16 protein-coding genes and 1 pseudogene are annotated in these 25,583 nt (G+C 46.2%); 6 read left to right on the plus strand and 11 right to left on the minus strand.

Features of this window, described 5'->3' with window-relative positions; all coding sequences use genetic code 11:
• Nucleotides 1-33 precede the first annotated feature (33 nt).
• The 4 genes from ACMVP2_RS21650 to ACMVP2_RS21665 all read right to left on the minus strand — a co-directional run bounded on the left by ACMVP2_RS21650 (nucleotide 34) and on the right by ACMVP2_RS21665 (nucleotide 7,169).
• A complete protein-coding gene (locus ACMVP2_RS21650; protein WP_416865070.1) occupies nucleotides 34-2,328 on the minus strand; it encodes an aminotransferase class III-fold pyridoxal phosphate-dependent enzyme in 2,295 nt (764 codons plus the stop codon).
• A 265-nt stretch (nucleotides 2,329-2,593) separates the two neighbouring features.
• A complete protein-coding gene (locus ACMVP2_RS21655; protein ID WP_416865071.1) occupies nucleotides 2,594-3,469 on the minus strand; it encodes an alpha/beta hydrolase in 876 nt (291 codons plus the stop codon).
• 497 nt (nucleotides 3,470-3,966) lie between these two features.
• Complete coding sequence (msrB, locus tag ACMVP2_RS21660; RefSeq protein WP_416865072.1) at nucleotides 3,967-4,464, minus strand: peptide-methionine (R)-S-oxide reductase MsrB; 498 nt, start codon at nucleotides 4,462-4,464, stop codon at nucleotides 3,967-3,969.
• Between the two features lie 263 nt (nucleotides 4,465-4,727).
• Nucleotides 4,728-7,169 (minus strand): ABC transporter permease, encoded by a 2,442-nt coding sequence (locus ACMVP2_RS21665; protein WP_416865073.1) that lies wholly within the window; start codon nucleotides 7,167-7,169, stop codon nucleotides 4,728-4,730.
• Nucleotides 7,170-7,319: 150 nt separating this feature from the next.
• Here ACMVP2_RS21665 and ACMVP2_RS21670 point away from each other — a divergent pair, with 150 nt between their 5' ends.
• A complete protein-coding gene (locus ACMVP2_RS21670; RefSeq protein ID WP_416865074.1) occupies nucleotides 7,320-9,302 on the plus strand; it encodes a CocE/NonD family hydrolase in 1,983 nt (660 codons plus the stop codon).
• Nucleotides 9,303-9,380: 78 nt separating this feature from the next.
• Nucleotides 9,381-10,061, plus strand: coding sequence for an ABC transporter ATP-binding protein (locus tag ACMVP2_RS21675; RefSeq protein WP_151998560.1), 681 nt, complete (start codon nucleotides 9,381-9,383; stop codon nucleotides 10,059-10,061).
• Nucleotides 10,062-10,116: 55 nt separating this feature from the next.
• Here the strand turns inward: ACMVP2_RS21675 and ACMVP2_RS21680 are convergent, their stop codons facing one another.
• The 5 genes and pseudogenes from ACMVP2_RS21680 to ACMVP2_RS21700 all read right to left on the minus strand — a co-directional run bounded on the left by ACMVP2_RS21680 (nucleotide 10,117) and on the right by ACMVP2_RS21700 (nucleotide 14,936).
• The gene (locus ACMVP2_RS21680) at nucleotides 10,117-10,488 is read right to left on the minus strand and encodes a hypothetical protein (protein WP_416865075.1); all 372 of its coding nucleotides are present in this window, start codon (nucleotides 10,486-10,488) and stop codon (nucleotides 10,117-10,119) included.
• Nucleotides 10,485-12,907: pseudogene (locus ACMVP2_RS21685) on the minus strand (penicillin acylase family protein). The gene ACMVP2_RS21680 and the pseudogene ACMVP2_RS21685 overlap by 4 nt, the downstream one beginning before the upstream one ends.
• A 172-nt stretch (nucleotides 12,908-13,079) precedes the next feature.
• Nucleotides 13,080-13,934 carry a DUF6089 family protein gene (locus ACMVP2_RS21690; RefSeq protein ID WP_416865076.1) on the minus strand — a complete coding sequence of 285 codons (855 nt, stop codon included), beginning with the start codon at nucleotides 13,932-13,934 and terminating at the stop codon, nucleotides 13,080-13,082.
• Nucleotides 13,935-14,048: 114 nt separating this feature from the next.
• Nucleotides 14,049-14,531, minus strand: a complete 483-nt coding sequence (locus ACMVP2_RS21695) for a YkgJ family cysteine cluster protein (protein WP_416865077.1) — start codon at nucleotides 14,529-14,531, stop codon at nucleotides 14,049-14,051.
• A 24-nt stretch (nucleotides 14,532-14,555) separates the two neighbouring features.
• Nucleotides 14,556-14,936: a hypothetical protein gene (locus ACMVP2_RS21700; protein WP_339792738.1), complete on the minus strand. Its 381-nt coding sequence runs from the start codon at nucleotides 14,934-14,936 to the stop codon at nucleotides 14,556-14,558.
• Nucleotides 14,937-15,068: 132 nt separating this feature from the next.
• Here ACMVP2_RS21700 and ACMVP2_RS21705 point away from each other — a divergent pair, with 132 nt between their 5' ends.
• The 3 genes from ACMVP2_RS21705 to ACMVP2_RS21715 all read left to right on the plus strand — a co-directional run bounded on the left by ACMVP2_RS21705 (nucleotide 15,069) and on the right by ACMVP2_RS21715 (nucleotide 21,288).
• Nucleotides 15,069-17,495 (plus strand): aminotransferase class I/II-fold pyridoxal phosphate-dependent enzyme, encoded by a 2,427-nt coding sequence (locus tag ACMVP2_RS21705; RefSeq protein ID WP_416865078.1) that lies wholly within the window; start codon nucleotides 15,069-15,071, stop codon nucleotides 17,493-17,495.
• A gap of 51 nt (nucleotides 17,496-17,546) precedes the next feature.
• Nucleotides 17,547-19,247 (plus strand): response regulator, encoded by a 1,701-nt coding sequence (locus tag ACMVP2_RS21710; RefSeq protein WP_416865079.1) that lies wholly within the window; start codon nucleotides 17,547-17,549, stop codon nucleotides 19,245-19,247.
• Nucleotides 19,248-19,590: 343 nt separating this feature from the next.
• Complete coding sequence (locus tag ACMVP2_RS21715) at nucleotides 19,591-21,288, plus strand: response regulator (protein WP_416865080.1); 1,698 nt, start codon at nucleotides 19,591-19,593, stop codon at nucleotides 21,286-21,288.
• Nucleotides 21,289-21,292: 4 nt separating this feature from the next.
• Here the strand turns inward: ACMVP2_RS21715 and ACMVP2_RS21720 are convergent, their stop codons facing one another.
• The gene (locus tag ACMVP2_RS21720) at nucleotides 21,293-23,725 is read right to left on the minus strand and encodes an aminotransferase class I/II-fold pyridoxal phosphate-dependent enzyme (protein WP_416865081.1); all 2,433 of its coding nucleotides are present in this window, start codon (nucleotides 23,723-23,725) and stop codon (nucleotides 21,293-21,295) included.
• A 129-nt stretch (nucleotides 23,726-23,854) separates the two neighbouring features.
• On the opposite strand from ACMVP2_RS21720, the gene ACMVP2_RS21725 reads away from it, so the two are divergent.
• Entirely contained in the window at nucleotides 23,855-24,226 is a 372-nt protein-coding gene (locus ACMVP2_RS21725) for a hypothetical protein (protein WP_339792729.1), read from the plus strand.
• A 68-nt stretch (nucleotides 24,227-24,294) separates the two neighbouring features.
• Here ACMVP2_RS21725 and sucC read toward each other — a convergent pair whose 3' ends face one another.
• The gene (sucC, locus tag ACMVP2_RS21730; protein ID WP_339792728.1) at nucleotides 24,295-25,506 is read right to left on the minus strand and encodes an ADP-forming succinate--CoA ligase subunit beta; all 1,212 of its coding nucleotides are present in this window, start codon (nucleotides 25,504-25,506) and stop codon (nucleotides 24,295-24,297) included.
• Between the last annotated feature and the right edge of the window lie 77 nt (nucleotides 25,507-25,583).

Raw genomic sequence — 25,583 nt, forward strand, 5'->3', positions numbered from 1 at the left:
GCTGGTAGTGGGGAGTGCCGGCACGAGAGCGGGTTAGGCGATGGTCCAGGTACCGAGCGCCTCATCAATCGCCTGTAGCAGCTCATCTGCATTTGCCTGCGTGAAGCACATGGGTGGCTTGATCTTCAGTGTATTGTCGAAGGGCCCATCGGTACCTATGAGGATGTTCTGCTCTTTGAGTTTGTTTTTCACAAAGGCAGCCAGCTCGGTGAAGGGTTCTTTTTTGGCCTTGCCTTTCACCAATTCCAGCCCCAGAAACAGGCCCTGCCCCCGGGCATTGCCTGCCCATTCGTATTTCCTGGTCAGGTTCTCAAAACCGTTGAGGATATAGGTGCCAAGTTTTTGTGCGTGTTCAGGCAGTTGTTCTTCTTCCAGCACGTCGAGCACGGCATGGGCAATGGCGCACGACACTGGGTTGCCACCGAAGGAACTGAAGAACTCCATTCCTGTTTCGAAGGATGCAGCGATTTCCTCAGTCGTAACAACAGCCCCCATCGGGTGGCCATTAGCAATTGGCTTGCCAAGGATCACAATGTCGGGAACCACTTCCTGCATTTCGAAACCCCAGAAGTAATTGCCTAGTCGGCCAAAACCAGTTTGCACCTCATCGTTGATGCATACACCTCCATTGGCCCGCATATAGGTGTACACTTCTTTCAGGTAGCCTTTGGCCAGCGGCACTTGTCCACCGCAGCCAACGATAGGTTCAGAAATAAAAGTTCCGATGTCAAGATCACTTGCTTTTATTCTGGCGATCAAATCGGCAGCATATTGTTTGCCTGCCGTACCGTCGTTCTGGGTGTACTGGCCTTTGTAGGTATCGGGCAGGGTGGCTTCCAGAATGTGCTCTGCTTTTCCCTGGCCTCCCTTGCGGTTGTATTTATAATGACTGATGTCGATCACCTGCCGGGTGTTGCCATGGTAGCCGTGCTCCATTACCACAATGCCCTTTTTGCGGGAGTGCGTTTGGGCCAGCCGCAGTGCCAGGTCGCTGGCTGCACTGCCGGAATTAACAAAAAAGACTTTGGATAGCTTAGCCGGAAACTTGCTCAGCAGCTTCTCTGCATAGTTGTTATACACCTTGCTCAGGTAGCGGGTGTTGGTATTGAGCCGGGCCATCTGTTGTTGACCAGCCTGCACAACCCTTGGGTGGCAATGCCCTACGTGCGGAATATTGTTATAAGCATCGAGGTAGGTGTTGCCCAGGTCGTCGTGCATGTACTGAAAGGCGGCACTCACCATGTGGACGGGCTTGTCGAAGCTGATGGACAATGCCTTACTAGCTACTTTAAGCCTTTTGCTCAGCAGCTCATCGGTGTTGTCGCTAATAGTCGGAGGCAAGCCAATAGCTGTGCGAAACTCGTGACTGACCCGTCTGGGATTCATTCGAACCCATTTTTCCAGAAGCTCCCAGGCTGGTTTTTCGCTAATAGTAATGTAGTCGCTGTCGGGCTTCAGGGTTTTTGTGTAAGCCGATTTGCTCACACTCACCGCCAGGCGGGTGCCGATGAGGTAAAACAGTAGGTCGACCTCCGGCGGAAGGAGGGGCATGACTTCGTTGTAGCCGGTCAGCACTGGGATGGCCCATTCCAGCGGTTCTTCTTTCTCAAACATCACGTAGGTAAGCGCTATGGCCAGCTCGTTGATGAGAGGACTGTAGCACATGTCGCCAAAGTCGATCAGGCCGGTGACTTTGTCGTCACTCACCAGTAGATTCCAGTCATTGGCATCGCCATGAAGGATAGATTTTCTCAGAGAGGGAAGAAGAGGATCCACCACCTCTTTTTGCTGCAAGTAAAAGTACTCAGCCCATTTGCGTTTTTTTGAATCTTCGATGTGGGAGGCATGCTGAAGGTTGCGTGAGTATAGTTTCAAATCCCAGTCGAAGTCTTTAGCAGTAACCGCTGAGTAGTATTGCCCGGTTAACGCCTTGTCCATTTTGCCAAGAAGTTGGCCCAATGAGTAATAGAGGGCAGTACTTGGGCTTGATTCGGCAAAGAAAGAGCCTTCAAGAAAGGTGAGCAGGCGCAGGAATACGGTTTCGCCTCCGTTAGTTTGGATGATGGTGACTAGCTCCTGCCGGACATTGGCGATGAGGTTGGAGAAGTAGCCCGGCAGCTCATTGTTGAGAAGCAATAGAATTTTATTCTCGGCATCCAGCAGTTCTTCAAGGCCAGGCTCTTCCTGATAAATTTTGAGTAAGAAGGTGCCCTTCTCCGTTAAGACTTTGAAGTTGGTACTGTCGTAGCCTTCGAGGCTTTTGAAGTCGGTGCAGGCGAGGTTGTAGTGTTCCTTGATCAATAAAAGAACGTCAAACTTATCGGTCATCAGGTATGATTTGTGCTTTTGTCCTCAAGCCGGACGGGCTGTTACTTTTCCTAGGATGAAAAGTAACCAAAAATCATCGAAAAATTAACGCACGGGCCATTTGTCCCGCACCCCTCCACCATTTTTCTCCCGCCAGCCGTGTCGGGGGCAATTAAGATCGAGAGCTTTATTTGGGAGGAGACTTCACCTTTTTAGATTTAGAGATTTGGGGGTATTTGTCGTGCCCACAGCCTAAGCTGGTGGCACGACAAATCTAGTAAACTGGTTAATCAATCACCTGATGCACTTTCAGCCAATCGGCCAGCCTGTCTGCCCAGGAATTGAATATTTCGTTTTTAGTGTTGACCATACCCAGGCCATGAGCGCCTTTTTCATATATATGCATTTCGGCAGGCACTCCTGCTTTCTTCAGGGCCAGGTAGAAGTAAAGGCTGTTTTCTACGGGCACGGCCGAGTCTTCTGTGGTGTGCACCAGAAAAGTAGGCGGAGTGAGGTTGGTTACCTGCTTTTCGTTCGACATCAAGGTTTGCTCCTCCTTGTTGGGCGAGTCGCCCAGCAGGTTGAACATAGAACCCCGGTGAGTGAAGCTATCGTCCATATTTATTACCGGATAGCCCAGCACCATGTAGTTCGGTCTGGAACTGACTTTTTCTACAGGGTCTTTGCTGCTTTTGTCACCATCAGTGAAATGTGTGCCAAGGCTGGACGCCAGGTGCCCGCCGGCGGAGAAGCCCATGATGCCTACCTTGTTGGGGTCGAGCCCCCATTTACCAGCATTGGCTCTAACCATTCTTAGTGCTCTTTCTGCATCCATCAGGGGTACCGGGTGAGTGTAACCACTTTTGTGAAAACCGAGGCGGTAGTAGAGCACATAGGCAGTTACGCCACGGTCGTTGTACCATTTGGCCACCTGCTTGCCTTCGTGGTCGTCTGCCAGATGCCCGTAGCCTCCGCCGGGGCAGATAACAACTGCGGATTTCTGTGCGTTTTTGGTAGCAGGATTGTAAGCCATCATATAGGGCTGATCGGCATCTTCTTTGCTTTTGGCCATGGGAGCACCGTCAGGCCAGAGGTATATTTTTTCCTGAGCGAAGCTGTTCATCGATATGCAAATGATTCCGAGTAAGAGTAGGTATTTCATCTGTGTAAAATTTACTTTTTAGCGGCCAGATGGAATAGCCTGTACCATTACGGAATAGATCTTAGTCTGCTGACAGGTTATTCATTCCGTTGGGTAAGGTATTCCTTACGGCTATTTCATGTTTCCTTTTTTTGAAAAGGAAATTACAGCCAAGCGGCGAAATACCAAGAATCAAAAGACAAAAATCAAATAAAACTCAAAAGGGGAAGGTTGAAATTTTGAAAGGCAGTTGCTGCCGAACGGTGATTGCGAGGCCATTATGTAGTTCTTTCCCAGGTCAATGGCTAATGGCCCGTGGCAATCTATTTATAAGGGGTAAAATTCTAATAAACAGATTGCTTCCGCACTCATCAAGCTGCGCCACAATTGGAATGAGAACCAGTGCTTCCCACCAAGCATGGGCAAACGCAATCTCATGGGACTTGTAAGTTTGTTTCCCTTCGAATTTGGAGCTTATTTGGGCTTTGCCTCTTTTATTTGTTTTTTTTCGGCCTCCTTTATTTCTTCGCAGCTATAAACTCGAGCGACACCGAATTCAGGCAATACCTCAGTCCGGTTGGCTTGGGGCCGTCGGGAAATACGTGACCCAGGTGACCACCACAGCGGGCACATAGCACTTCGTCTCTTATCATTCCAAGCGACTTGTCTGTGCCTACCAGTATGTTCTTTTTTTCCAGTGGCTGGTAAAAACTTGGCCATCCGGTGCCAGACTCAAATTTGGTTTGAGAGCTGAATAGTGGAAGTGCACATGCAGCACACACATAATCTCCTTTTTCGTGGTTGTCCCAGTATTTGCCAGTGAAAGCCCTTTCAGTTCCCTTTTCTCTCAGCACATAGTATTGGTCGGCCGTCAGCTTTTCTTTCCATTGGGCTTCTGTTAACTTGAATTCTCCCGTACCAGCATTGGCGGCTGCCTCTTTCTGTCCCTGTGCCTGGCAACTGGTAACGAAGGCCAACAAGGCAAGGCCTGTCATTTGTATGAGTATGTTCTTCATGGTCTTCTTTTTTTGTATAACTACGAAGTTAACAAGAATGTTGGTTTACCTGGTTCAGTTTATTCGATCCAAACGTCACGAAGAAGACTGAACGCATGAACAAGGAAACAACAAAACTCAAAAACCAAAAAGGCAAATTAACATCAAATACAAAGCTCCAGACTTAGGCCTACTGCCAAATTACCGATCGGTGGAGTTGCCCTTCAATTTCGAATTTGGAACTTCTTTGTTTTTTTCCTTTTGCTATTTGTTTTTTTACCCAGCTATTCGTTCCTCAGCGTGCTCACCGGGTTCGAATAAGCTGCTTTGATCGCCTGATAGCTGATGGTCAGGCCGACGATCAAAAGCGTCAGACCGCCTGCCAGCAGGAAGCTTCCCGGCCCGATATTGATGCGAAAGCTAAAGTCGCTAAGCCACCCGTCCATAAAGTAGTAAACCACGGGCACGGCAATCAACAGCGAAAGCAAAACAAGCAGAGCAAATCCTTTGGACAGTAGCAAGACGATGTTGCCAATGGTGGCACCCAGCACCTTACGTATGCTGATTTCCTTCATTTTCTGCTGTGCCAGAAACATGATCAGACCATACGAGCCCAAACAGGAAATTAGGATAGCAATACCGGCAAAGTAGCCTACTATTTTTCCAAGTCGCTCTTCATTACGGTATGAAGATGCGAGCGTTTCATCGAGAAAGGAGTATTCAAACGCCTTTTCGGGGAAGTGCCTGGTCCAAACCTCTTCTATGCCGGCAATGGTGGCAGGCAGGTTTTGCTGATGAACTTTAATTGAGAACATGGTAAAGTTGGCCACCGATACACGAAACGCCAACGGCCCTATGGGCTGCTGCAAAGTCATGAAATGGAAGTCTTTGATTACTCCAACCACCTGGCAGTCATTTCCTTCTACCGTGAATTTTTTGCCAATGGCCTCTTCATTAGAACCAAAGCCGTAGTCTTTCACGGCTGACTCATTAACGAGTACTGCATTGAGGTGGTCAGTTCCAAACGACTTGTCAAAGTCCCTTCCGGCAACAACGCTCAGACCATAGGTATCGATAAAGTCATAGTCTACCGATAGCACGGGCGCTATGATATTTTCTTCTCTTGTATGTCCATCGGGAACAACAGGCCGATAAACAGATCCCAAGCCTAGTGGATTATCGGAAAGGGTGGACGCCAAGACATTGGGGCTCCTCATCATTTCGTCTTCGAAGGTGTTCATTCGTTGCCTCATGTTGCCTTCAACGCCGCCAAAAGCATTGTTGAAATTATTGCTAAAGAGAGGCACGTTAATTATGAAGTCTTTTTCAAAACCCATAGGTCGATTGCGCATGAAGTTGACTTGTTGGTATACTATAATACCACCTGAGATCAGTATGATGGAAACGGTGAACTGAACAATTACAAGGACCTTACGAAACGACAGACCCGCTTTTCCTTTGTTTGAAAGAATGCCTTTAAGCGAGTTGGCCGGATCGATTTTAGTTACAAAGAATGCGGGGTACAGCCCGGCAGCGATGGCTGTTATGAGAACCAGAGCAAGAAACATCAATGCATTGGATGCAGTGATGAAGTCACCAAATACCAGCTCTTTGTCGGTAAGCGTATTCAGGGCAGGCAGCAAATAAAATGAGAGCCCGCAAGCAATGAAAGCCGCTACCAGGCTTACCACAAGCGATTCGCCTAAAAATTGTATGACTAACTGGGTTTTCCAGGCGCCCAATACCTTACGCATGCCAATTTCTTTTGTCCGTTGCAGCGACTTGGCAGTGGACAGGTTGATAAAGTTGATGCAGGCAATGAGCAGCGTCAAAATGGCAATGGCTGAGAAAATATATGCAAAAGTGATGCTGGACACTGGTTCGGGGTCTGCAGCAAGATTGGCATACAGGCGGGTGTCCGACATAGGAAAGAACGACCATTTCTGACCTAATTTGAGATTTTCAGGAACAAACTTATCATAGAAAGCTTCGAACCGTTCATTGGCCGTTTCCACTGATTCCCCTTCTTTCAGCAGTGCGTAGGTGTATAGGTGTGAGGCTACCCAATTTTGGTTGAGTCGTTGCTTCAGCTCCTGGCCATTGCCCTGTTCTATGTCAAATAGGTTGTCGAACGGAGCGATCATGCTGAAATGAACATGAGAAGCACTGGGAAAGTCTCTTATTATCCCCGTTACATTGAAAGGGTGATTGCCTGCCAGATAAATGGTTTTACCTATGGCGTTTTCATTTCCAAAATACTTCTCAGCCACCTCATCGGTTAGCACAACAGAAAAGGGATTTCTGAGCATTGATGCGGGGTCGCCAGCCACGTACTCAAAAGTAAAAATGTCTTGAATAGTGCTGTCTGCGAAGAAAATCCTGCCTTCTTCGAATTGCTTTTTATTACCGGCCTGATCTACGATTTCGACACTGGCGTCCCTGTTGTACATTCTTGCCGCTTTTTCCACTTCGGGAAAAAATGAGACAAGGTTCGGAGCAATCGGCAAAGGACTTCGTGCGAGATTGAATCCATTGATTTCGTATTTGAGTCTGTAGATACGCTCACTCTTGGTGTGAAACTTATCATAGCTCAACTCATCTTGCACATAAATGAAAAGCAGCAGGCAGCAGGTGAGGCCGATAGACAGCCCAAGAATATTGATGAGAGAATAGGCTTTGTGACGCAGAAGATTCCTTATCGCCACTTTGAAGTAGTTCTTAAGCATGTCCTTTGAATTTTGAGTTACTGTATGAGCGAATTAATGTGAAAAAGGTTGCTTTTATTACGCTAATGGTGGAAATCAATTCCCTTGTGTCACTATTTTTATATCAGTTGACGGCAGTGGCGGCCACGATTACTCCAAAATAGAAAACAAATGCCAATACACAGAGTGCTTACTGATAAAGAATTGAGCCGCAGGGAGTTTGTGCGGACATCTGGGTTGCTGGGGCTGATGGTGTATGGCGGCGGAGTACTTGTGGGCTGCAAACAAGAAAGTGATAAACCTTTCGATGCGATTGTCGAAAATGATATCATGATCGACATGCGGGATGGGGTACGGCTTGCCACCGACGTTTATTTTCCTGCAAAAGGCGACAGGAGAGTCGATAGAGCCTTTCCTGTCATTCTGGAGCGAACACCCTACGGTAAGCATTTGCCGGTGGTATCAGAGGTGACAGCCGCAGACACTAAAACCTACAAGAACAGGGTGGAGGTTGCTGAATTCTTTGTCAGAGAAGGGTACATTGTAGTCTACCAGGATTGCCGTGGCCGTTATAATTCCGAAGGTGAGTATGTGAAGTACCTGTCCGACCCAAACGATGGTTTCGATACATGCGAATGGATTTTAAAGCAGCCATGGTGCAACGGGAAGATCGGCACAATGGGTTTGTCATATGCCGCTCACAACCAGGCGTCGCTGGCCAGTGCCGGAGCTCCGGGGGTAGTGGCGATGTGGCTCGACTCGGGCGGCTTCTCCAACAGCTATCAGGGCGGCATTCGGCAGGGTGGGGCTTTTGAGCTCAAGCAGGTCACCTGGGCGATTCGAAATGGCCCGAAAGACCCGGAAGCATTGAAAGATCCGGTGATTCAAGAAACCTATAAAAACATGGACGTCCATAGCTGGTTCAGTAAAATGCCGTGGCAGCCAGGTAATTCTCCCTTAACTGCCGTGCCTGAATATGAAGACTATGTGTTCGAACAATGGCGGCATGGCGATTTCGACGACTATTGGAAGCAGCCCGGCATTTATGCGCAGGGCTACTATGATAAATTCCCCAACGCAGCCCAGGTGCACATGAGTGGCTGGTACGATCCCTATCCCCGAACGGCTATAGATAATTATCTGGGCATGAAGAAGCTGGGCAAGGGACCTTTGAAACTCATCATTGGGCCGTGGATGCATGGCAGGAGGTCTTTCACCCACGCTGGCGATGTTGATTTTGGGGCCCAAGCCACCCTGGATACAAACCTGTCACCCGACTACCTAACCGCCAGGCTGCGTTGGTTTGATCAATGGATGAAAGGAAACAATAACGGCACCAAAGAAGAGCCAGAGGTAGCGGTATTTGTGATGGGAGGGGGCAGCGGAAGGAAGAACGCTGAGGGAAGGCTTGACCATGGTGGGAAGTGGAGGTTTGCTAAGCAATGGCCAATACCTGAAGCGCAGGAGTTGAAACTTTATTTGGGCAGTGAAGGAGGGCTGCGAAGTGAGCTAGCCGCAGTTGGCAAGCCTCTTTCATTTACATACGACCCCGACCATCCCGTACCGAGCATCGGAGGAAACATTACGTCGGGTGCGCCTATTATGGAGGGTGGTGCCTTTGACCAGGTGGAGAGTGAGAGGTTTTTTGGGTCAGAAAGAGAAGGCAGAAAGCTGTCGGATCGGTCGGACGTGCTCAGTTTTCAAACAGAGCCGCTGGAGCAGGACATGGAGATAACAGGGCATATACTCGCCAATCTTTGGGTATCGTCCAACTGTGTGGACACGGATTTCACCATGAAGCTCGTCGATGTGTATCCGCCGTCCGAAGACTATCCAAACGGCTTTGCGATGAATATTACCGACGGAATTTTACGATGCAGGTACAGAGATTCATGGGAAAGGCCGACGCTTATGACACCCGGGGTGGTATATCCCATTACCATAGAACCATTTCCCAGCAGCAACCTTTTCAAAAAGGGATATAGCGTAAGACTGGACATATCGAGTAGTAATTTCCCGCATTTTGACCTCAACTTCAATACAGGCGAGCCCGAAGGGATGGCTACCGCTAAGAAAGTGGCTACAAACACCGTTTATATGACCAGGGAACAGCCTTCGCACATTGTGCTGCCTGTCATTCCGTTTGGAGACTGATGCAGCTTTTGCTTAAATTGTTCGTCGTTTTGATATGAATTTCCGTATACTCAACCATTCAAAATAAAAGGACTAATAATGATCAAACTGCAAAACATCGACAAGTACGTCGATTCTAAATTTCAGAGGGTATTTATACTTAAAGGGATTGACCTGGAGGTAAAGCAAGGAGAATTTGTCAGCATCATGGGCCCATCAGGCTCGGGGAAATCGACCGTTCTGAACATCATCGGTATGCTCGACAAGCCAAACGCTGGCGAGTACTATTTCCTTGATGAGCCTGTTCATAAATTCAGTGAGAGAAAGACCTCTGAGCTACATAAAAACCATATTGGGTTTGTTTTTCAGGCGTATCATCTGATTGATGAGCTGACTGTGTATGAAAACATTGAAACGCCTTTGTTGTACCGTGGAGTAAAGGGTAAGGAGCGCTCCAGCATGGTGGCAGAAATGCTCGACCGTTTTTCGATGGTGGCAAAAAAGGATCTCTTCCCTGAGCAGCTTTCAGGTGGGCAGCAGCAGTTGGTAGGTATTGCCAGGGCTATTGTGGGGGAACCGAAGTTGCTTCTGGCCGATGAGCCTACAGGCAACCTGCATTCCGAGCAGGGCAAAGATATTATGGAGCTTTTCAAGAAACTGAACGAAGAGGGAATGACCATTATTCAGGTAACTCACAACGAGGCGTATGCTGAATACGGCACTCGTATAGTGAAGCTGGAAGACGGAATGATCGTTAGCGACGTTCAAAACAAAAAATAGAACCTTCAAAAGAGATGGTCTATTGTAGCCAGTTGCGCAGCAGCTGGCTATTTTTTTAGCTATAGAAGCTGGCTTTCTTTTTCTTGATGAATATCTGGCGGAAGCTGTTGCCCGACAGCGATCCCAGCCCGCCAGCAATGGCTCCTACGAAGCCGGAGCCAATCACCAGGTAAATGGGATCGTCCACTTTGAACAGTGCAGCCACCTTGGCAGTAAGTATACTGTGTGATTCGATGTCAATTTTCCATGAAATAACCATCCACAGCAAACCAACCCCAATAAAACCACTAACAAATGCGCCGAAGCTGCTCGTGGGAATTGCCAAGGAAACAGCTGCGGCCATCACCACCATTCCCCACCAGGGAAGGTACAGGCCTGACAGGTAAGCCAATCCGGCAATGAGCATTACTTTTATAATAAGTTTCATTTTTTCGAAAGGTTAAGCGTTTGAACAAGCGTCGCATCAGCGGCGAGATCAGCCTGCTGGGATGTGAATTGCAGGCTGAGGTATTTACCGGTTGCCCAGGGCGTGACCATATCTGCATAAGTCGGGTTGCCCGGGTTGCCGGTTTGGCTGCCGGGGTAAACTCCCCAGGCTTTTACGCCCGCCTTGTCCAGCTCCACCACCATCCTCCACGACGGGCCGTGCCTTCGGCTGGCAGCATTGACTATGCCATGATTGCCACCAATCTGCACATTGCTCACACTGAATGGTTCCAGCCGCATGAGATGCTGAATGGTCGTGCTCTTGAAATTGGCCCAGGTGAGGTCAACAGCGTGGCTGCTTTTCCAGCTTTCAACGCTATCAAGGGAGGAAGCAAAAGTCATTGACAAAACGTCCCGTATCGTTTCTTTCCGTGAGGTGCCGAGCACATCGGCGAAAGCGAGAGCAGGATTGTTTTTCATGAGCACACTGGTGTGGTAGTTGTGCGGCTTGTAGGCCGCTACACTCATTGTGTCAAACTCATCCCAGAGCATTGCATAAAACTGATCCCACCACTCTTCGAAGTAGACCGGCGCCACTCTTTCTGGGTCGTTAAAATAGTCCCACTTGCGTAACAGTTGATAAGCCTCCCGTGTGCGGGCAACCATTTTTCCCGTGTCAAGACTGTCGAGCATAAAAGTCAGGTTCTCGTAGGCGAGGTAGTTGTAGTTGTCGTTTTGCAGCTTCATCATGTCCTCTGGCTTAATGCCCTGCATAATTTTCAACCGGTCGTTAATTCGCCTGTTTCTATAGTGCTCGTAATTGTAGTCGTAAACATAATAGGGGTAGGTGGCATCTGCCGGGTGCTGGTTAGCTGAGCTCACGAAATTCCTGGCCGGATTGAGTTCGTGGATGTTTTGCTGCTGAGGAATGAATGGCCCCCAGTCGTATTTACTGTAACGGCCATCCATCAGGAATTTTCCCTGCTCGGGGTATTTTACAGGGAACTTACCTTGCACCCACATGGCAATATTGCCGTGTACATCTCCGTAGACAATGTTTTGAGGAGGGCCTGAGTAGTGTTTGAGCCCCTCCAGGTAGTCGTTGTAGTTTTTGCCCCGGTTGAGATGATAGAATAGACGGAAGTCGTTGGACGTGTCGTGTGCCGTCCACCTAAAAGCAAAATTCACCTGCTCGCCGTTGCCTTTAAAGTTTCGGTCGTAAGTAACAGGCCCAAAATGGGTGTAAATCACTGTGTCATACTTAGTGTCCTCTCCCCTTACAATAATTTCTTCTATCACCTTCTGTGTTTTCAGCCATTTACCGTCGTAGAGGTATTCGTCACGGTCGTCATTTCTAAATTGGATGTAGAACCAGTCTGCCACATCTCTCTTGGCGTTGGTGAATCCAAAAGCGATGGAATCTGTAAACCCAATGGTGATGCCGGGCGATCCGGGAAAAACTGCGCCCATTACATTTACTGACGGGCTATGCAGGTGTGCTGCATACCAAATGGAGGGCAAGTTGAGGCCAAGGTCAGGTTCGTTGGCCAGCAACACATGGCCGCTCGCTGTTTTGTTACCCGCCACGGCAAAGCTGTTACTGCCGTTTTTTGGGTCGGGTTTGCTGATGACCTGCTTTACTTTTGCAAGTGGTAGAGAGTCGTTGGGGTTAGCAATTTTTAAGGGTTCGAAGTCAAACTTAGTGCCTGCGGTAATAATTGGATCGATGCCTGGGTCTCTGTCAGGAAACAAAAAATCGAACGTGTCTTTACCCAAGAGCCTCACCATATTGGTGTTTTCAAGGTCGGCCTCTCCCGAAGAAAGCTGATCCGACATTTCTTTGAGTAGCAGGCATATTTTATATGGGCTAAATGGTTCTGGCTCATAGTCGAGCAGTTTATATTCTATTGGGAGGTCTTTGTAGTCCAGTGTGGCGATGTAAGCATTTACGCCGTCGCTATACGCCTGAAGCATTTCGTATATGGCCTTGTCTTTTTTTACCTCCTCAAGCATCCAGCTGGCACTGTAGGCAAGTCCTTTTCTTCGTTGCTGCTGATCAAGCGATAGGGTGAGGGGGCCAAGAATTTCCGACAGCCGGCTGTTTTGTAAAGCTGAAACTCCATTTGCCAAAGCCGGTGGAAGGCGATAGTATATCCTTCTGCAAAGTAGAGGTCATGATCGTTTTCAGCGAAGATGTGCGGAATTAAGTCTTTGTCCCAGTATATTTTCACAGGCTCTTCCAGGCCTTCCAGAGTTAGCTGCTCTGGTGCTTTGATAGCAGTGTATTCGCTGTTGGCCCAGAAGCCACTCATCGGGTTAAGGAACTTTCCCAGTGGTGGGATATTGCCATTTTTGGAATTCAGAACGACTACAAGAACGATCGTTATTATTGTGAAAAAGACAAACTTAAATACTTTCATTCTGGGGCTGGGTTTCTACGTCGAAATATAGACACTTTTGAAAAGGTCTTCAGAGATTCGTCAAAAAATGTGATCGATGTTTTTTTAGATGGTCGTTGCCGGTTGATCAACGACCGCAGGGGTTATTGACAACGAGGCGCTAAGCAAGGATGTTGCTTGCTGCTTTGTCGTTTCAATGGAAAGCAGAAGGCTTGGAGAACCAGCTTTCACCACCTTTGAAAAGGTGTGTGGGAAGGTAAAACTCAAGTTTCCATTGCAACAGCAGGTAAGAATCATTCCCGGCTTCACCTCGCTTTGCTCCGGGGATCATGGCCTCGTAGGCCGTTTCATTTACCATGTCTATTTCATCTTTCCTGTTAGAAAGGGCGAGCGCTTTGCCGGAAAGACCGCTCCCGTAGTTTTCGGACACATCATCGAGCCTGTCGGTAAATGCATAGCGGTAGCCGACTTCGCCAACCAGGTTGATGAACTCGTTAATCCTGGCTTTTACTCCCACACCAAATGGAATAACGATGGCAGTTCCTTTGTAGGTAGTACCCTCAGTTGCCAGGGGGCGGAGGGCTTCCCATTTCCCGTCGAGCTGAGCTTTGGGGTTTACGGTTGTCACCCCCACCGCAACATGTGCGTACGGTTCAAACTTTCTTCTCTGATGATAGATTTTGTTATAAGGCTTGAAGTAATACATAGCCCCCAATTGCCCTTCAAAATTATTGGAACGAAAAGAAAGGTTGCGTTGCCTGTTGAAGCTGCTGTCTTCAGCATAGGTGTCGCTACCCGATATATTATAGTAGACAAACTCAGCCCTGGCTGCCCACCGGGTAAGCAAGCGGCACTCAACTCCAAGGTTGAGGTTAGAAAGCCCCTGTTGAAACCCCTTTCCGTTGTTCAGCTCTCCCAGGTATAGTGTGTGCCCGGTTCCGGCAGTCAGACTGAAATAACGATCGTTGTATTGCCAGGATAAAAAATTCTGGGCCGACACCTTTGTAAAAGGGATCAATAAAATGGCAAGGAGGATAGCTTTTTTCATACGCCTAAGGCCGAAAATAGGAAATGTTTTACATTTTAAGGACAACTGCCCTCATTTTAAGCCATATTTTCATAAACCAGCCAACATGGTTTAACCCTGACAGATGCCTAAAATTTATATTACCTTCTCAAGCCTTTCTACAATTTGCAGCACGGCCGGACAAACCTGGGTGTTCCTCATAGTGAGATCCAGGATTTGGTGCATCTTCTTTCTGTTTGTGTGGGGATACTCTCTGCAAGCTCTGGGGCGGGCTTCATATATGGAGCAATAGTTGTCAGCACCCAGAAAGGCGCAGGGGGAGCTTTTCAGCACGTAGTCGCCCTCATTGTCAATTTTTAAATACTGTTCGGTAAACGCAGATGGCTTAATTTTTAAAAATCTGGATATCCTGTCGATATCGGCTCCGATAAAAATGGGGCTGGTGGTCTTGCAGCAATTGGCGCAGGTCAAACAATCCACTTCTTCAAACACTTCTTCATGAAGTGAATGAAAAAGATCGTCCAAATGGGTAGTTCTTTTTCTTTTAATTTTTGAAATAAACTTCTGAAATCCTGGTTTTTTACTGATTGCGTCAGAAGCGAACCGTTCTAAATCCATTTTATGAATGTAAGGAAACACCCACTAATCCACTTTTTCTTTTTTAAATGTTGAAAGCCAAGCCAAAGCATCTTCCTGTGAGGTAAAGAGCCTGGTAGGTATGGTGGGTTTGCTAACACTGAGGAAAAAGTTGCCCAGCAGCCGATTGACGGGCGACCCTACTACCAGCGCACAAGCGTTCATGTTTTTGATTCCATCCCCCTCAGCAAATGCCGAACGAGCGTCCTTTGTGATTGTTTTTACACTTGAAACATCCCCCAGGAACGGATAAGTTTTCCCGTCACAGGCTTCTACACGGGTAGTAATCATGTGGTTGGCCACTTCCAGATCGACCTCGTCCACTTTGTAATACCCAAACATGATATCGTCTTCTGTCCAAATCTTTATGTACTGGTTTTCTATCATATCATTTACTCTGTTACGGATGTAGGGTTGTCAGGTCATTAGGCCATATTCTGGATGGATGGCAGAGTAATTTTGGATCGTAAATAACAAAAACTAATCGCAAGTAAGGTTCAAAAGTAAACTATTTTTCTCATGGCTAAAACACGTCACAATCATTTACTGGATACGATCGATGATATTATTAGCAGTGCCGCTAACAAAGGTATTGTTCACCTTCACTCTCAGGGAGACTCTTTGTCAGGCTCAACCCTAAGGATCAACGACAGGGAATTAAAGCACTTTGGCACATGCGGTTATCTGGGGCTGGAACAAGACTCCAGGCTGAAGGCTGGTGTGATTGATGCCGTGACTAAATATGGTACTCAATTTCCTATGTCAAAGACTTATGTGTCATCACCACTATATGCCGAGTTGGAAAATTTGATAGAAACAATGTATGGTTATCCTGTTATTCTCACTAAGAATAGCACCCTTGGGCACATCACAGTGATACCTTCTATTATAAGAGACGACGACGTTGTTATTCTGGATCAGCAAGTGCATGCCAGCATTCAAAGCGCCGTGCAAATGCTGAAACCAAAAGGAGTGCGGGTAGAGATTATCCGCCATAGCAACCTCGAAATGCTGGAGGAAAGAATACAGGAGTTGCGCTCTAAATACAACCGCATCTGGTACATGGCCGATGGCGTGTATTCTATGTATGGCGATGTGGCTCCGATAAAGGAAATGCAAAAGCTGGCTGATAAATATGACCAACTTTACTTGTACGTGGATGATGCCCATGGAATGAGCTGGGCAGGTGAGCACGGCACAGGCTTTATTATGAGCCAGGTTAAGATGCATAGAAAAATGGTGCTCTGCGCAACCATGGGCAAGTGCTTTGGTGCCACCGGCGGGCTCATTGTTTTTCCCGAAGAGGAAATGCGACGCAAAGTAAAAATATTCGGTGGTCCTCTTACTTTCTCAGTGCAAATAGAACCGCCCATGCTTGGGGCTGCTATTGCTTCAGCGAAAATTCACCTTTCGGATGAGATATATGCCATGCAGCAGCGGTTAGCTGGTAAGATTGAGTTTTGCAATGAGCTTATTCGGCAAACTGCCCTTCCGCTGGTGGTCGAGAATGAATGCCCTATTTTCTTTATAGGCACCGGTATGCCAGCCACAGGCTACAATTTTGTGGAGCGGCTGATGAAAGAAGGGTACTATGTTAACCTGGGTGTGTTTCCGGCAGTGCCTGTGAAAAATACAGGGGTTCGGTTTACCATCTCTTGCCACAACAGCGAAGCAGACATTGAAGGTTTTGTGGAGGCGATGGACTACCACTACCCGAAGGCATTGGAAGACGAGGGCAAAACAGAGAACGAGGTGCGCAAATCATTTAAAATGCCATTGTTGAGCGAGAAGGCTACTGTAGAAGCAAAAGTCACTTCGGAGCTTACAGCGCAGGTGAGCTCAACCATAGAAGCATTTCCAGAAGAAGAGTGGAACAGGCTTATCAGCAAAAATATGTCTGTCGACTGGAAGGGTATGAAATTCATTGAAGAAGCATTTTCTGGCAACGACCTTCCTGAGGAAAATTGGAAATTCCACTATCTGATGGTGAGGGACGGCCAAGGAACGCCAGTTTTGGCTACGTTCTTCTCAAGTGCACTCTGTAAGGATGATATATTCGCCCAGGCTGGTGTTTCCATTCAACTTGAAGAGGATAGAAAATATAATCCCTACCTGCTGACTTCACAAACACTTGTGATGGGTTCGTTGATGACCGAAGGCAACCACTTTTACCTGAATAAGGAGCATAGCCAGTGGGAAGAAGCTGTCAGGATCATGATTGGAAAGGTCGGTGAAATACAGGAGTCTGAGAAAATAAGCGCCACCTATTTGAGAGACTTTGATGATAACGACCCTCAACTGAAGGAGGTGTTTCACGACCAGGGCTTTGTGAAAGTTGATGTTCCTGACTCTTGTGTAATTGACAAGCTTGGATGGAAAAACACAGACGAATTCCTTGAGGGCCTGTCAACCCGCTCACGTCGCCACATACGTTACGATGTACTGAAGTATGAACATATGTTTGACGTTGAGGTGGTAAGTGCACCCTCAAAAGAGGATATGAGACATTTTCAGAACCTGTTTAGAAATGTCAGGAACAGGAACTTTGCAATTAATGTGTTTGACTATCCAGATAAATTTTTCCAGATGATGCCAGGCGAAGCCGGGTGGGAGTTTGTTGTGCTGCGACTGAAGCCTGAATTCGATAATAACCAGAAACCCGTTGCAGTTGCTTTTAATTACCGGAACGATGCTGGAGTATATACCTTCCTTTTGATAGGAATGGACTATGAATATCTCGAAAAGTACAATATCTACAGGCAAACTATTTACAGAACCCTTCAGCAAGCAAACACACTTGGCTATCAAACGCTGCGATTAGGTATCTCGGCCACGATTGAGAAGAAGAAATTTGGCGCTAGTGTGCATCCAAAGGTGGCGTTTGTCCAAATCAAGGACAACTTCAATATGGAACAGATTGAGCTGTTGGCAGTGAGTCAGGCTTAATTTAAAAGGAATTAGTTTACTCTCTTATAATATCTTATGACCGTATCAGAAATGAGTGTAATTACGGATGATGATCGACTGGATAAAATCAATGCCTTAATTGTTAAGCTGGCTTCCGGGGATTTGAATGCCAGAGAAATACCGTCGGATGATTTTGATGAAGTCGACGCCATTATTGCCGGGATAAATATGCTGGGTGAAGAGCTTCAGAGTTCCACTGTGTCCCGCAATTACCTGAAAAGCATCTATGATGGTATCGTAGACATGGTCATCATAGTAAAAGAAAATGGCCTTATTCAGGGAGTCAATGGTGCCGTCACGAAGTTGCTCGACTACTCGGAGAATGACCTGGTTGGGAAGAATTTGTCACAAGTTTTCAAATCCGATTCTGCTGAGCCTTTGGGTTTTCTGGAGCACTTGAGAGATGATAGCAGTCTTCACAATATTGAAGGCATGGTGGTGGGCAAATCTGGAAAAGAAACGCCGGTTAGCACCTCCTGCTCCATTTTGATTGACTCAAAAGGTGAGCCTGCCGGGCTACTGCTCGTAGCCAAGGACATGACTGTTCAGAAACAGATTGAGGCTGAACTTAAAAAAAGTAAAGAAGCAGCGGAGTTGTCCAATCGGATGAAAAGCAGCTTTTTGGCCAATATGAGCCATGAAATAAGGACGCCTCTCAATGGGATTCTTGGGTTTACCGAATACCTCATAGGGATGAGCATTACCGATGAGCAAAAGGAGTACCTTCAATTGATTGAAAGTTCAGGGCAAACGCTGATGAAGCTTTTAAGCGATATTTTGGATCTTAACAAGATAGAAGAAGGTAAGCTCGGGTTTGATCACGTACCCATTCATTTCAAAGAGACTATGACCTCTTCTCTTCAGCCATATAAATACATGGCCAACGAAAAGGGAGTAGCATTTGATCTCAAGTTTGAGAACTTTGATGAAATTTCCCATGTGTATTGCGACCCTACCCGTGTAAATCAGATAATGGTAAACCTGGTAGGAAACGCTCTGAAATTTACCAGCAAAGGAAAAGTAAGTGTCAAGCTAAGCATTTCCCCTGTTGGCGATGGCAAACAAGCAATGATCAGAGGTTGTGTTTCCGACACAGGTATCGGTATTCCGGACGGTGTCAAAAATGATATTTTCAAGGCATTTGTGCAGTCCGATTCGTCCATTACAAGGAGATTTGGTGGTTCAGGTCTCGGCTTGTCGATAGTAAAAGAGCTTATTCATTTGATGGGAGGCGAAATCAGTATTGGCAGCCCCTCTCAGATAGGCACTGCTGAAAACCCTGGCTCTGAGTTCAATTTTGACTTCGCAGTGGATATCGCCGAATCACCGGTAAAAGAAGCGGTAGAAAAGTTTGAAAAACTTGAGTTCACATCGCAGTACAAGTTGCTTGTGGTGGAGGACAATGAGATGAATCGTATACTCGCAGGGAGGGTGCTGAACAAGTTTGGAGCAACGGTCGAATACGCCGTACATGGCAAGGAAGCAGTACAAATGCTGAAAGCGAACGATTACGATGCCATTTTAATGGATGTTCAGATGCCCGTGATGGATGGACTTCAAGCCACACGGGTTATCAGGAGACTGGGATACAATTTGCCGATCATTGGCCTGTCGGCCAACGTGTTCAAGGAAGATATAGACAGGAGCAGGCAAGCTGGCATGGATGATCATATTGGCAAGCCATTTACCAAATTATCCATTTTTAGAGCGTTGAAAAATGTGCTGGAATAGATCAAGCTCAATTCAATGTTGTGTGACACATTGCCAGCCTTTAAGCAGGTTAGCAGGTGTGGGCTCCGCTTCTTTCTGGTTATCAACAGCACTCAATAGCCAGTTTTTTGTGACAATGCTGAGTTGTTTTGGCCTTGCTGACCAACTGCAAACTTCTGACTGGTTGTTGACCACTTTATGATTCTATAAGGTTTTCTCTCCCTTTGCATTAATTTATGCTGGATATTAACGCCTTCGAACTATAATTGTAAATTAGAGGGACTTTAACTGTAGACCGGTGTCAGGTAAATAATATGGACCATCTCTTTTACTGAAATAGTCGAAAATGTAAAGCGTACGCCAGATGCTTCCTAAACACGAGATTCCAGATCACCTCAAGGGCAGAATAGACGACATTATACAATTGGTATATGAGATAGCCAATGGTAATTTCGAATATCGGCTTCCTCGCTATGGATTCAATGACGAACTGGATGGCCTTGTCGGCGGGATCAACATGTTGGGTGAGGAGCTCAAGTCCTCCATGGTATCCAAAAACTACCTTGAAAGCATTTACAAGGGAGTAGTAGACGTCCTGTTTATTCTTGATGTCAATTTTCGAATTGAGGAAGTGAATGAAATCACACTGGAAAAATTCAGGTGTGAAGAAAGTGCTTTGCTCAAACGCCCACTTGCTGAGCTGCTAAGCGAGAATGAACAGATACTCCTTGAAAGGGTGAGGGCGGAACTTGGCGAGAAAAATATTTGTCGGATAAACGAGTTACACTTTTCCTTTAATGGTGAGCTTTCCAAGCCGCACTCAGCCACATTTTCCTACCTTCTTAATAGTCAGAATCAGCCGTCCAATATCCTGCTAATTGCTAAAGACGTCTCTGTTTTTAAAGAAGCTAGGGAGAGGGCAGAGGCATCCAACGAGGCCAAAACCCGTTTTTTGGCGAACATGAGTCATGAAATAAGGACGCCCCTTAGCGCTATTTTGGGGTTTATCGACCTGATGTTTGAAACCTCCCCAACAGAGGAACAGCAAAATTTTCTACGGCTTATCAAGGCTTCGGGTGAAGACCTCTCAAAACTGATTAATAACATTCTCGATATCAATAAGATTGAGGCAGGCAAGCTTACGCTTGAACAAATAGAATTTCAGTTTGAAGAAATAATGAAGTCAAACTTGAATCCTTATCGCTACCTGGCCAGGGAAAAAGGGATCGATTTGTCCATCAACATTGATCCCTCTATACCAAAAGTGCTTATTGGAGACCCTCAAAAGATAAACCAGGTTGTCCGAAACCTTGTAAGCAATGCGGTGAAGTTTACAGTGGCCGGTAATATAAATGTGAATTTCACCAGCTTACCAGTCAAGTCTGGCTACGCTGTTATTCAGGGAGATATTATCGATTCTGGGATCGGCATCCCCTCCAATAAACTGAACGTTATTTTTGATAGCTTCACGCAGGCTGATGACTCCACCTCCCGTAATTATGGAGGATCCGGTTTAGGGCTCACAATCTGCAGGTATTTACTTAACTCCATGGATGGAGACATAAAAGTAGAAAGCCCACCGGTGAGTTTTGGATTCGAAAAAGGCACCGCATTCACATTTACAATGGAGCTCAAGGCTGCAGACTCACAGGTGGTGAAGCCAAGAGAGGAAGTGCAAACCTTGAAGCTCAAGTTCAGCCGACAATACCACATACTTGTAGTTGATGATAACGATCTCAACCTGAAGCTTGCCAAACGGGTGCTGGAAAATCTGGGGGCCAAAGTGCTTGTGGCCGATGGCGGCCAGAGTGCGTTGGAACTCATCAATATCCATGACTTTGATTTGGTTTTCATAGACATTCACATGCCCGAAATGGACGGCTATGAGTTGGCGGTAAGAATCAGGAAAATGCAGTATAATATGCCCCTTATAGCGCTTTCGGCGGATGCTTATGAGGAAGCTGTGCTAAAGTCGCTACAGTCGGGTATGAATGCCCATGTTAAAAAACCATTTACAAAGGAGGAGATTTTCGTTGCCTCTAAAGGATTTTTAGAGCTTTAGTACCTTATTTTTTTTGAATGATCCCCATCATTTCGATAGAGTAGTTGTCTTTGGCTTGAATAAAAGCGACTCTGGGATAAATGGTAGCGCCGAGTTTCTTTTTCTCAAAGGAAGAGGAGTAACCGAAGTTTATTTTCTTAAAGCCCAACGACTGCGCTCTCACAATTGTCTGATACAGCATTTGCCTGTAGGTCTGATACTTCTGCACATAGTCGTAGTCCATCCCAATGAATGCTGGTACGTAGGTTATATTATTGTTGTTGAAACAGAACATGACTGCAATGGGGTTATCGGTTTCATTTTGTCCTTGTTTTTCTTTTTTAAGCTTCAGCACAATAAACTCCCAGTTATTATCTTCCGACATCTGTTCAAAAACACCCCTGTTGAAAGGGAATGTATTGACATCTAAGTTTTTACTCCAGACGTTTTGGTACAATGCCATGAACTGGCAAACCTCATCTTCGGTAAGGGTTTGTTTTACTTGAATGTCAAAGTAGTCTTCAAAGGGTGCTACATCTTGCCTGAAATGCTTTCTGGATTTGCTGGAAAGAGTTGAAACGTATTCTTCTGTGTTTGCCCACGACAAATCTTCTACAGTGCATGATTCGGGTAAGGTAGTTTTGAAAAAACCTTTCTTCAACACATACTCTTCAATTTGCGTATCGCTTTCGTCAAAGTCCCTGAGCACAATGGAAGAAGGTTTAAGAAGTTCATCCAGTTCTTCTACTTTTTCGATAATCAAGTCCATCGCATTTTGCCATCGGCCGTCATTTTTATCAAGAAAGAGATGTTGGCCTTCGGTAAACAGCGATCCCATAATTAGTGCCGTTGACACCATGAAGCCGGGCTCTGATTTCCTTTTTTCTTCAAACTCCTTTGAAATTGAAGCTGGCGCCAGCATGTCTTCTTTCCAAAGAGCGAAAGTAAAAAAGGTAGCGGCTATCACTTTTTTATTTTCATCACGAACGAGTAGATAAAAGAACTGCCAGTTATTTTCCTTCTCTTCATTACCAGTAAAGGTTTTTTCCAGAAACTGAAGCCCGGCATGATTGAAAACACCCTCTCCTCCAAAGTACGTGTCCCAGATTTTAGCGTCAATCTCACTGGCAGAGCGGAAGGTTTCCAGTGTCAGTGTTTCAGTTTTTCTGGCGGCGACTTTGTTTTCTTTTTCAATAAGAGGGAGGTCAAAAATCTTTCTTATGCTGTTCATTGAATAGTGCTCTTCCTCCAGGGCCTTGGGGAAGTTTTCACTCAGCGCCGTCACCAACTGCTCGATGTCCTCACGCTGGTTATGTCTGGAGATTGTAAATCTGATCCCAGTTTTCTTTACTGGAACAGCCGGAAAAATGCCCATGTTGCCATAGAAGCCGACATCATACATTTTGTTGACAAAATTGTAGCCCACTGCGGGTGCACCTGCTCCGATATAGAAAACCGGGCAGTCATTTCTATCTACCAGCGGTAAATCTGTTTGTGCCAGTAAATCATTGCAATAGTCTATTTTGCTACGCAATTCCGCTTGCATCTCAACAATCTCAGGGCTCAGGTGAATCTTAGCAGAGGCAATGGCTGCCGCTACAGATGCTGGTTCGAGCTGAGCAGAAAAAGTGAGCGGCCCTCCAAAGTTTTTGACCTTATTGAAGTAGGACTGGTTGGAAGAAACCAATATACCACCGCTTGCGCCAAATGACTTGCTTAGCGTGCTGAAAAGGAATACATTCTCGGGCAGTTCTTTATACTGGTTCAGCACATAACCGGTTCCGTTCTCGCCTACCCAACTCATGCCATGCACATCGTCGAAGTATAGATATAGCTGGGGGTATTTAGCGCACAACGCTTTGAGTTGGTCAATAGGAGCGGTGTCGCCAAACATAGAGTACACACCATCGGCACAATACCATATTTTTTCCCGACCAGGGCTTAGTGCTTTAATTTTTTCTTCAAGCATATTCATATTGTTATGCCTGATCATATCTACTGTCACCCCTCTGTTTTTTAGCAGGAGGGAGGCATTCTGCACGCTCCAATGGACATAGTGATCTAAAATTACCGCATCCTCATCACGCACAATCGATGGAATTACTCCCATGTGACCAAGCGTGCTATTTTTCATGACCAGCACGGGAACTTTAAACATGAGATTTAACTTCTCTTCTAGTTCCTGGTACAGCGAATGGGAAACATAACTTTTGGATAGGGGGAATTGTGTACCGAACTTTTGAATGGCATCAATAGCGGCATCTTTTAACCTTTGATCTTGCTCAAGCCCAAGGTATCCCGTGGTACCGAAATGAAAAAGGTCTTTCCCATTTATTCTAATAGTTCGGCCAGTAAAACGCTCGTCTTCAGTGTGCAGTTGTATGACTCCACGTGATTTTGCGTCCTCTGCTATGGTATTAAGTGTATCAATTAAGTTATTATGTTTTACTTTTGCCATTCGGGTTAGTTAGATTGCCAGCTAAATTACACCAGCTAAATGTAATATTTGCATTTTAATAAGAAGAGAGGTGCAGAAATTATGTATTTTTCCTCAAGAATTTGACTATTAGTAGTTTGCGATTGATCAATGGACAAGATAGAAAATGAGTTTGCTAGCTTTTTTCTGAAAGATGGGATCTTGCATTTTATCTACAAACCCAACACTGAGTTAGATGTCGATGCAGCCAAGAAGGTGGTTGAAGATAGGAAAACTATTCAGAAGGGCAAGTCATACCCCGTTTTGTGTGATATACGGGGGCTAAAAAATGTAGATAAGGTTGCCCGAGACTTTCTGGCGAAAGAGGGATCTTCTTTGGTGGACGCCGTGGCCCTGGTGGTCGATTCACCAGCGTACGAGTTTATGGCTAATTTTTATTTGAAGGTTAGTAAGCCTGACGTACCAACAAAAATGTTCAGCTCAATTGAAGAAGCTTTGGAGTACATTAAAAAATTCAAGTAGCCTGTTCCGCTGAAAACAAAAAAACCCATCCGGCTAAGATGGGTTTGAGTTTTTAAGAGAAAATTTTTTTAAGCCAACACTTCCTTCACTTTGGTGGCAGCATCTTTGAGCAGAATAGCTGGGAATACTTTCAGCCCCGACTCTGCAATTATTTTCGCTCCTTCTTCAGCATTTGTGCCTTGAAGGCGAACAATGATTGGCACCTTAATCTCTCCGATGTTTTTGTAGGCTTCTACCACGCCAGTGGCTACCCTGTCGCAACGCACAATACCACCGAAGATATTGATAAGAATAGCCTTCACATTAGGGTCTTTCAGGATGATCCTGAAGCCAGCCTCAACTGTTTTGGCATTTGCCCCACCCCCAACGTCAAGGAAGTTGGCAGGTTCGCCGCCAGAAAGCTTGATGATATCCATGGTAGCCATGGCCAGTCCGGCGCCATTCACCATACAACCCACGTTGCCGTCGAGTTTCACATAGTTAAGGCCTGCAACGCCAGCCTCTACTTCCAAAGGATCTTCCTCGGAAATATCACGAAGCTCGGCAAGGTCTTTATGACGGAACAAGGCGTTGTCGTCAAGGTTCACTTTGGCATCAACAGCCAGGATTTTGTTATCAGAAGTTTTCAACACCGGGTTGATCTCAAACATGGTAGAGTCGCTTCCAATGAATGCATTGTAAAGAGAATGGATGAACTTCACCATTTCTTTCAGTGCATTACCTTCCAGTCCCAATTTGAAAGCTACCTTGCGTGCCTGGAATGGCTGCAATCCAACAGATGGATCGATCCACTCTTTGATGATTTTCTCAGGAGTATGTGCCGCCACTTCTTCGATGTCCATGCCACCCTCAGTAGAGGCCATGATAACATTGCTGGCTTTTGCCCTGTCGAGCAAGATACTCATGTAATATTCCTTCGGCTCCGATTCGCCAGGATAGTAAACGTCCTGAGCAATGAGCACTTTATTCACCTTTTTACCTTCAGGGCCAGTTTGGTGTGTTACCAGCGTACCTCCCAATATTTTTTCAGCCTTTGGTGCCACTTCATTCAGGCTCTTGGCAAGCACCACTCCATTGGAATCGGTTTCCCTTACTTTGCCCTTACCACGTCCGCCGGCATGGATTTGTGCTTTTACAACATACCAGCTTGTGCCTGTGTCTGCATTGAGGGTTCTTGCAGCTTCCAAAGCCCTTTCAGGCGTATCAGCAACGATACCTTCCTGGATGGTAACTCCGTAGCTTTTCAGAATTCCTTTGGCTTGATATTCGTGAATGTTCATCCTCTAATTTTTTTGTGCGAATCTAAGCCATAGGGGGTGCAATTACAAGCTAAAGTTTAATGGTGAAGAGATCGGTA

The organism is Imperialibacter sp. (assembly GCF_048007035.1).
Taxonomy (GTDB): Bacteria; Bacteroidota; Bacteroidia; order Cytophagales; family Cyclobacteriaceae; genus Imperialibacter.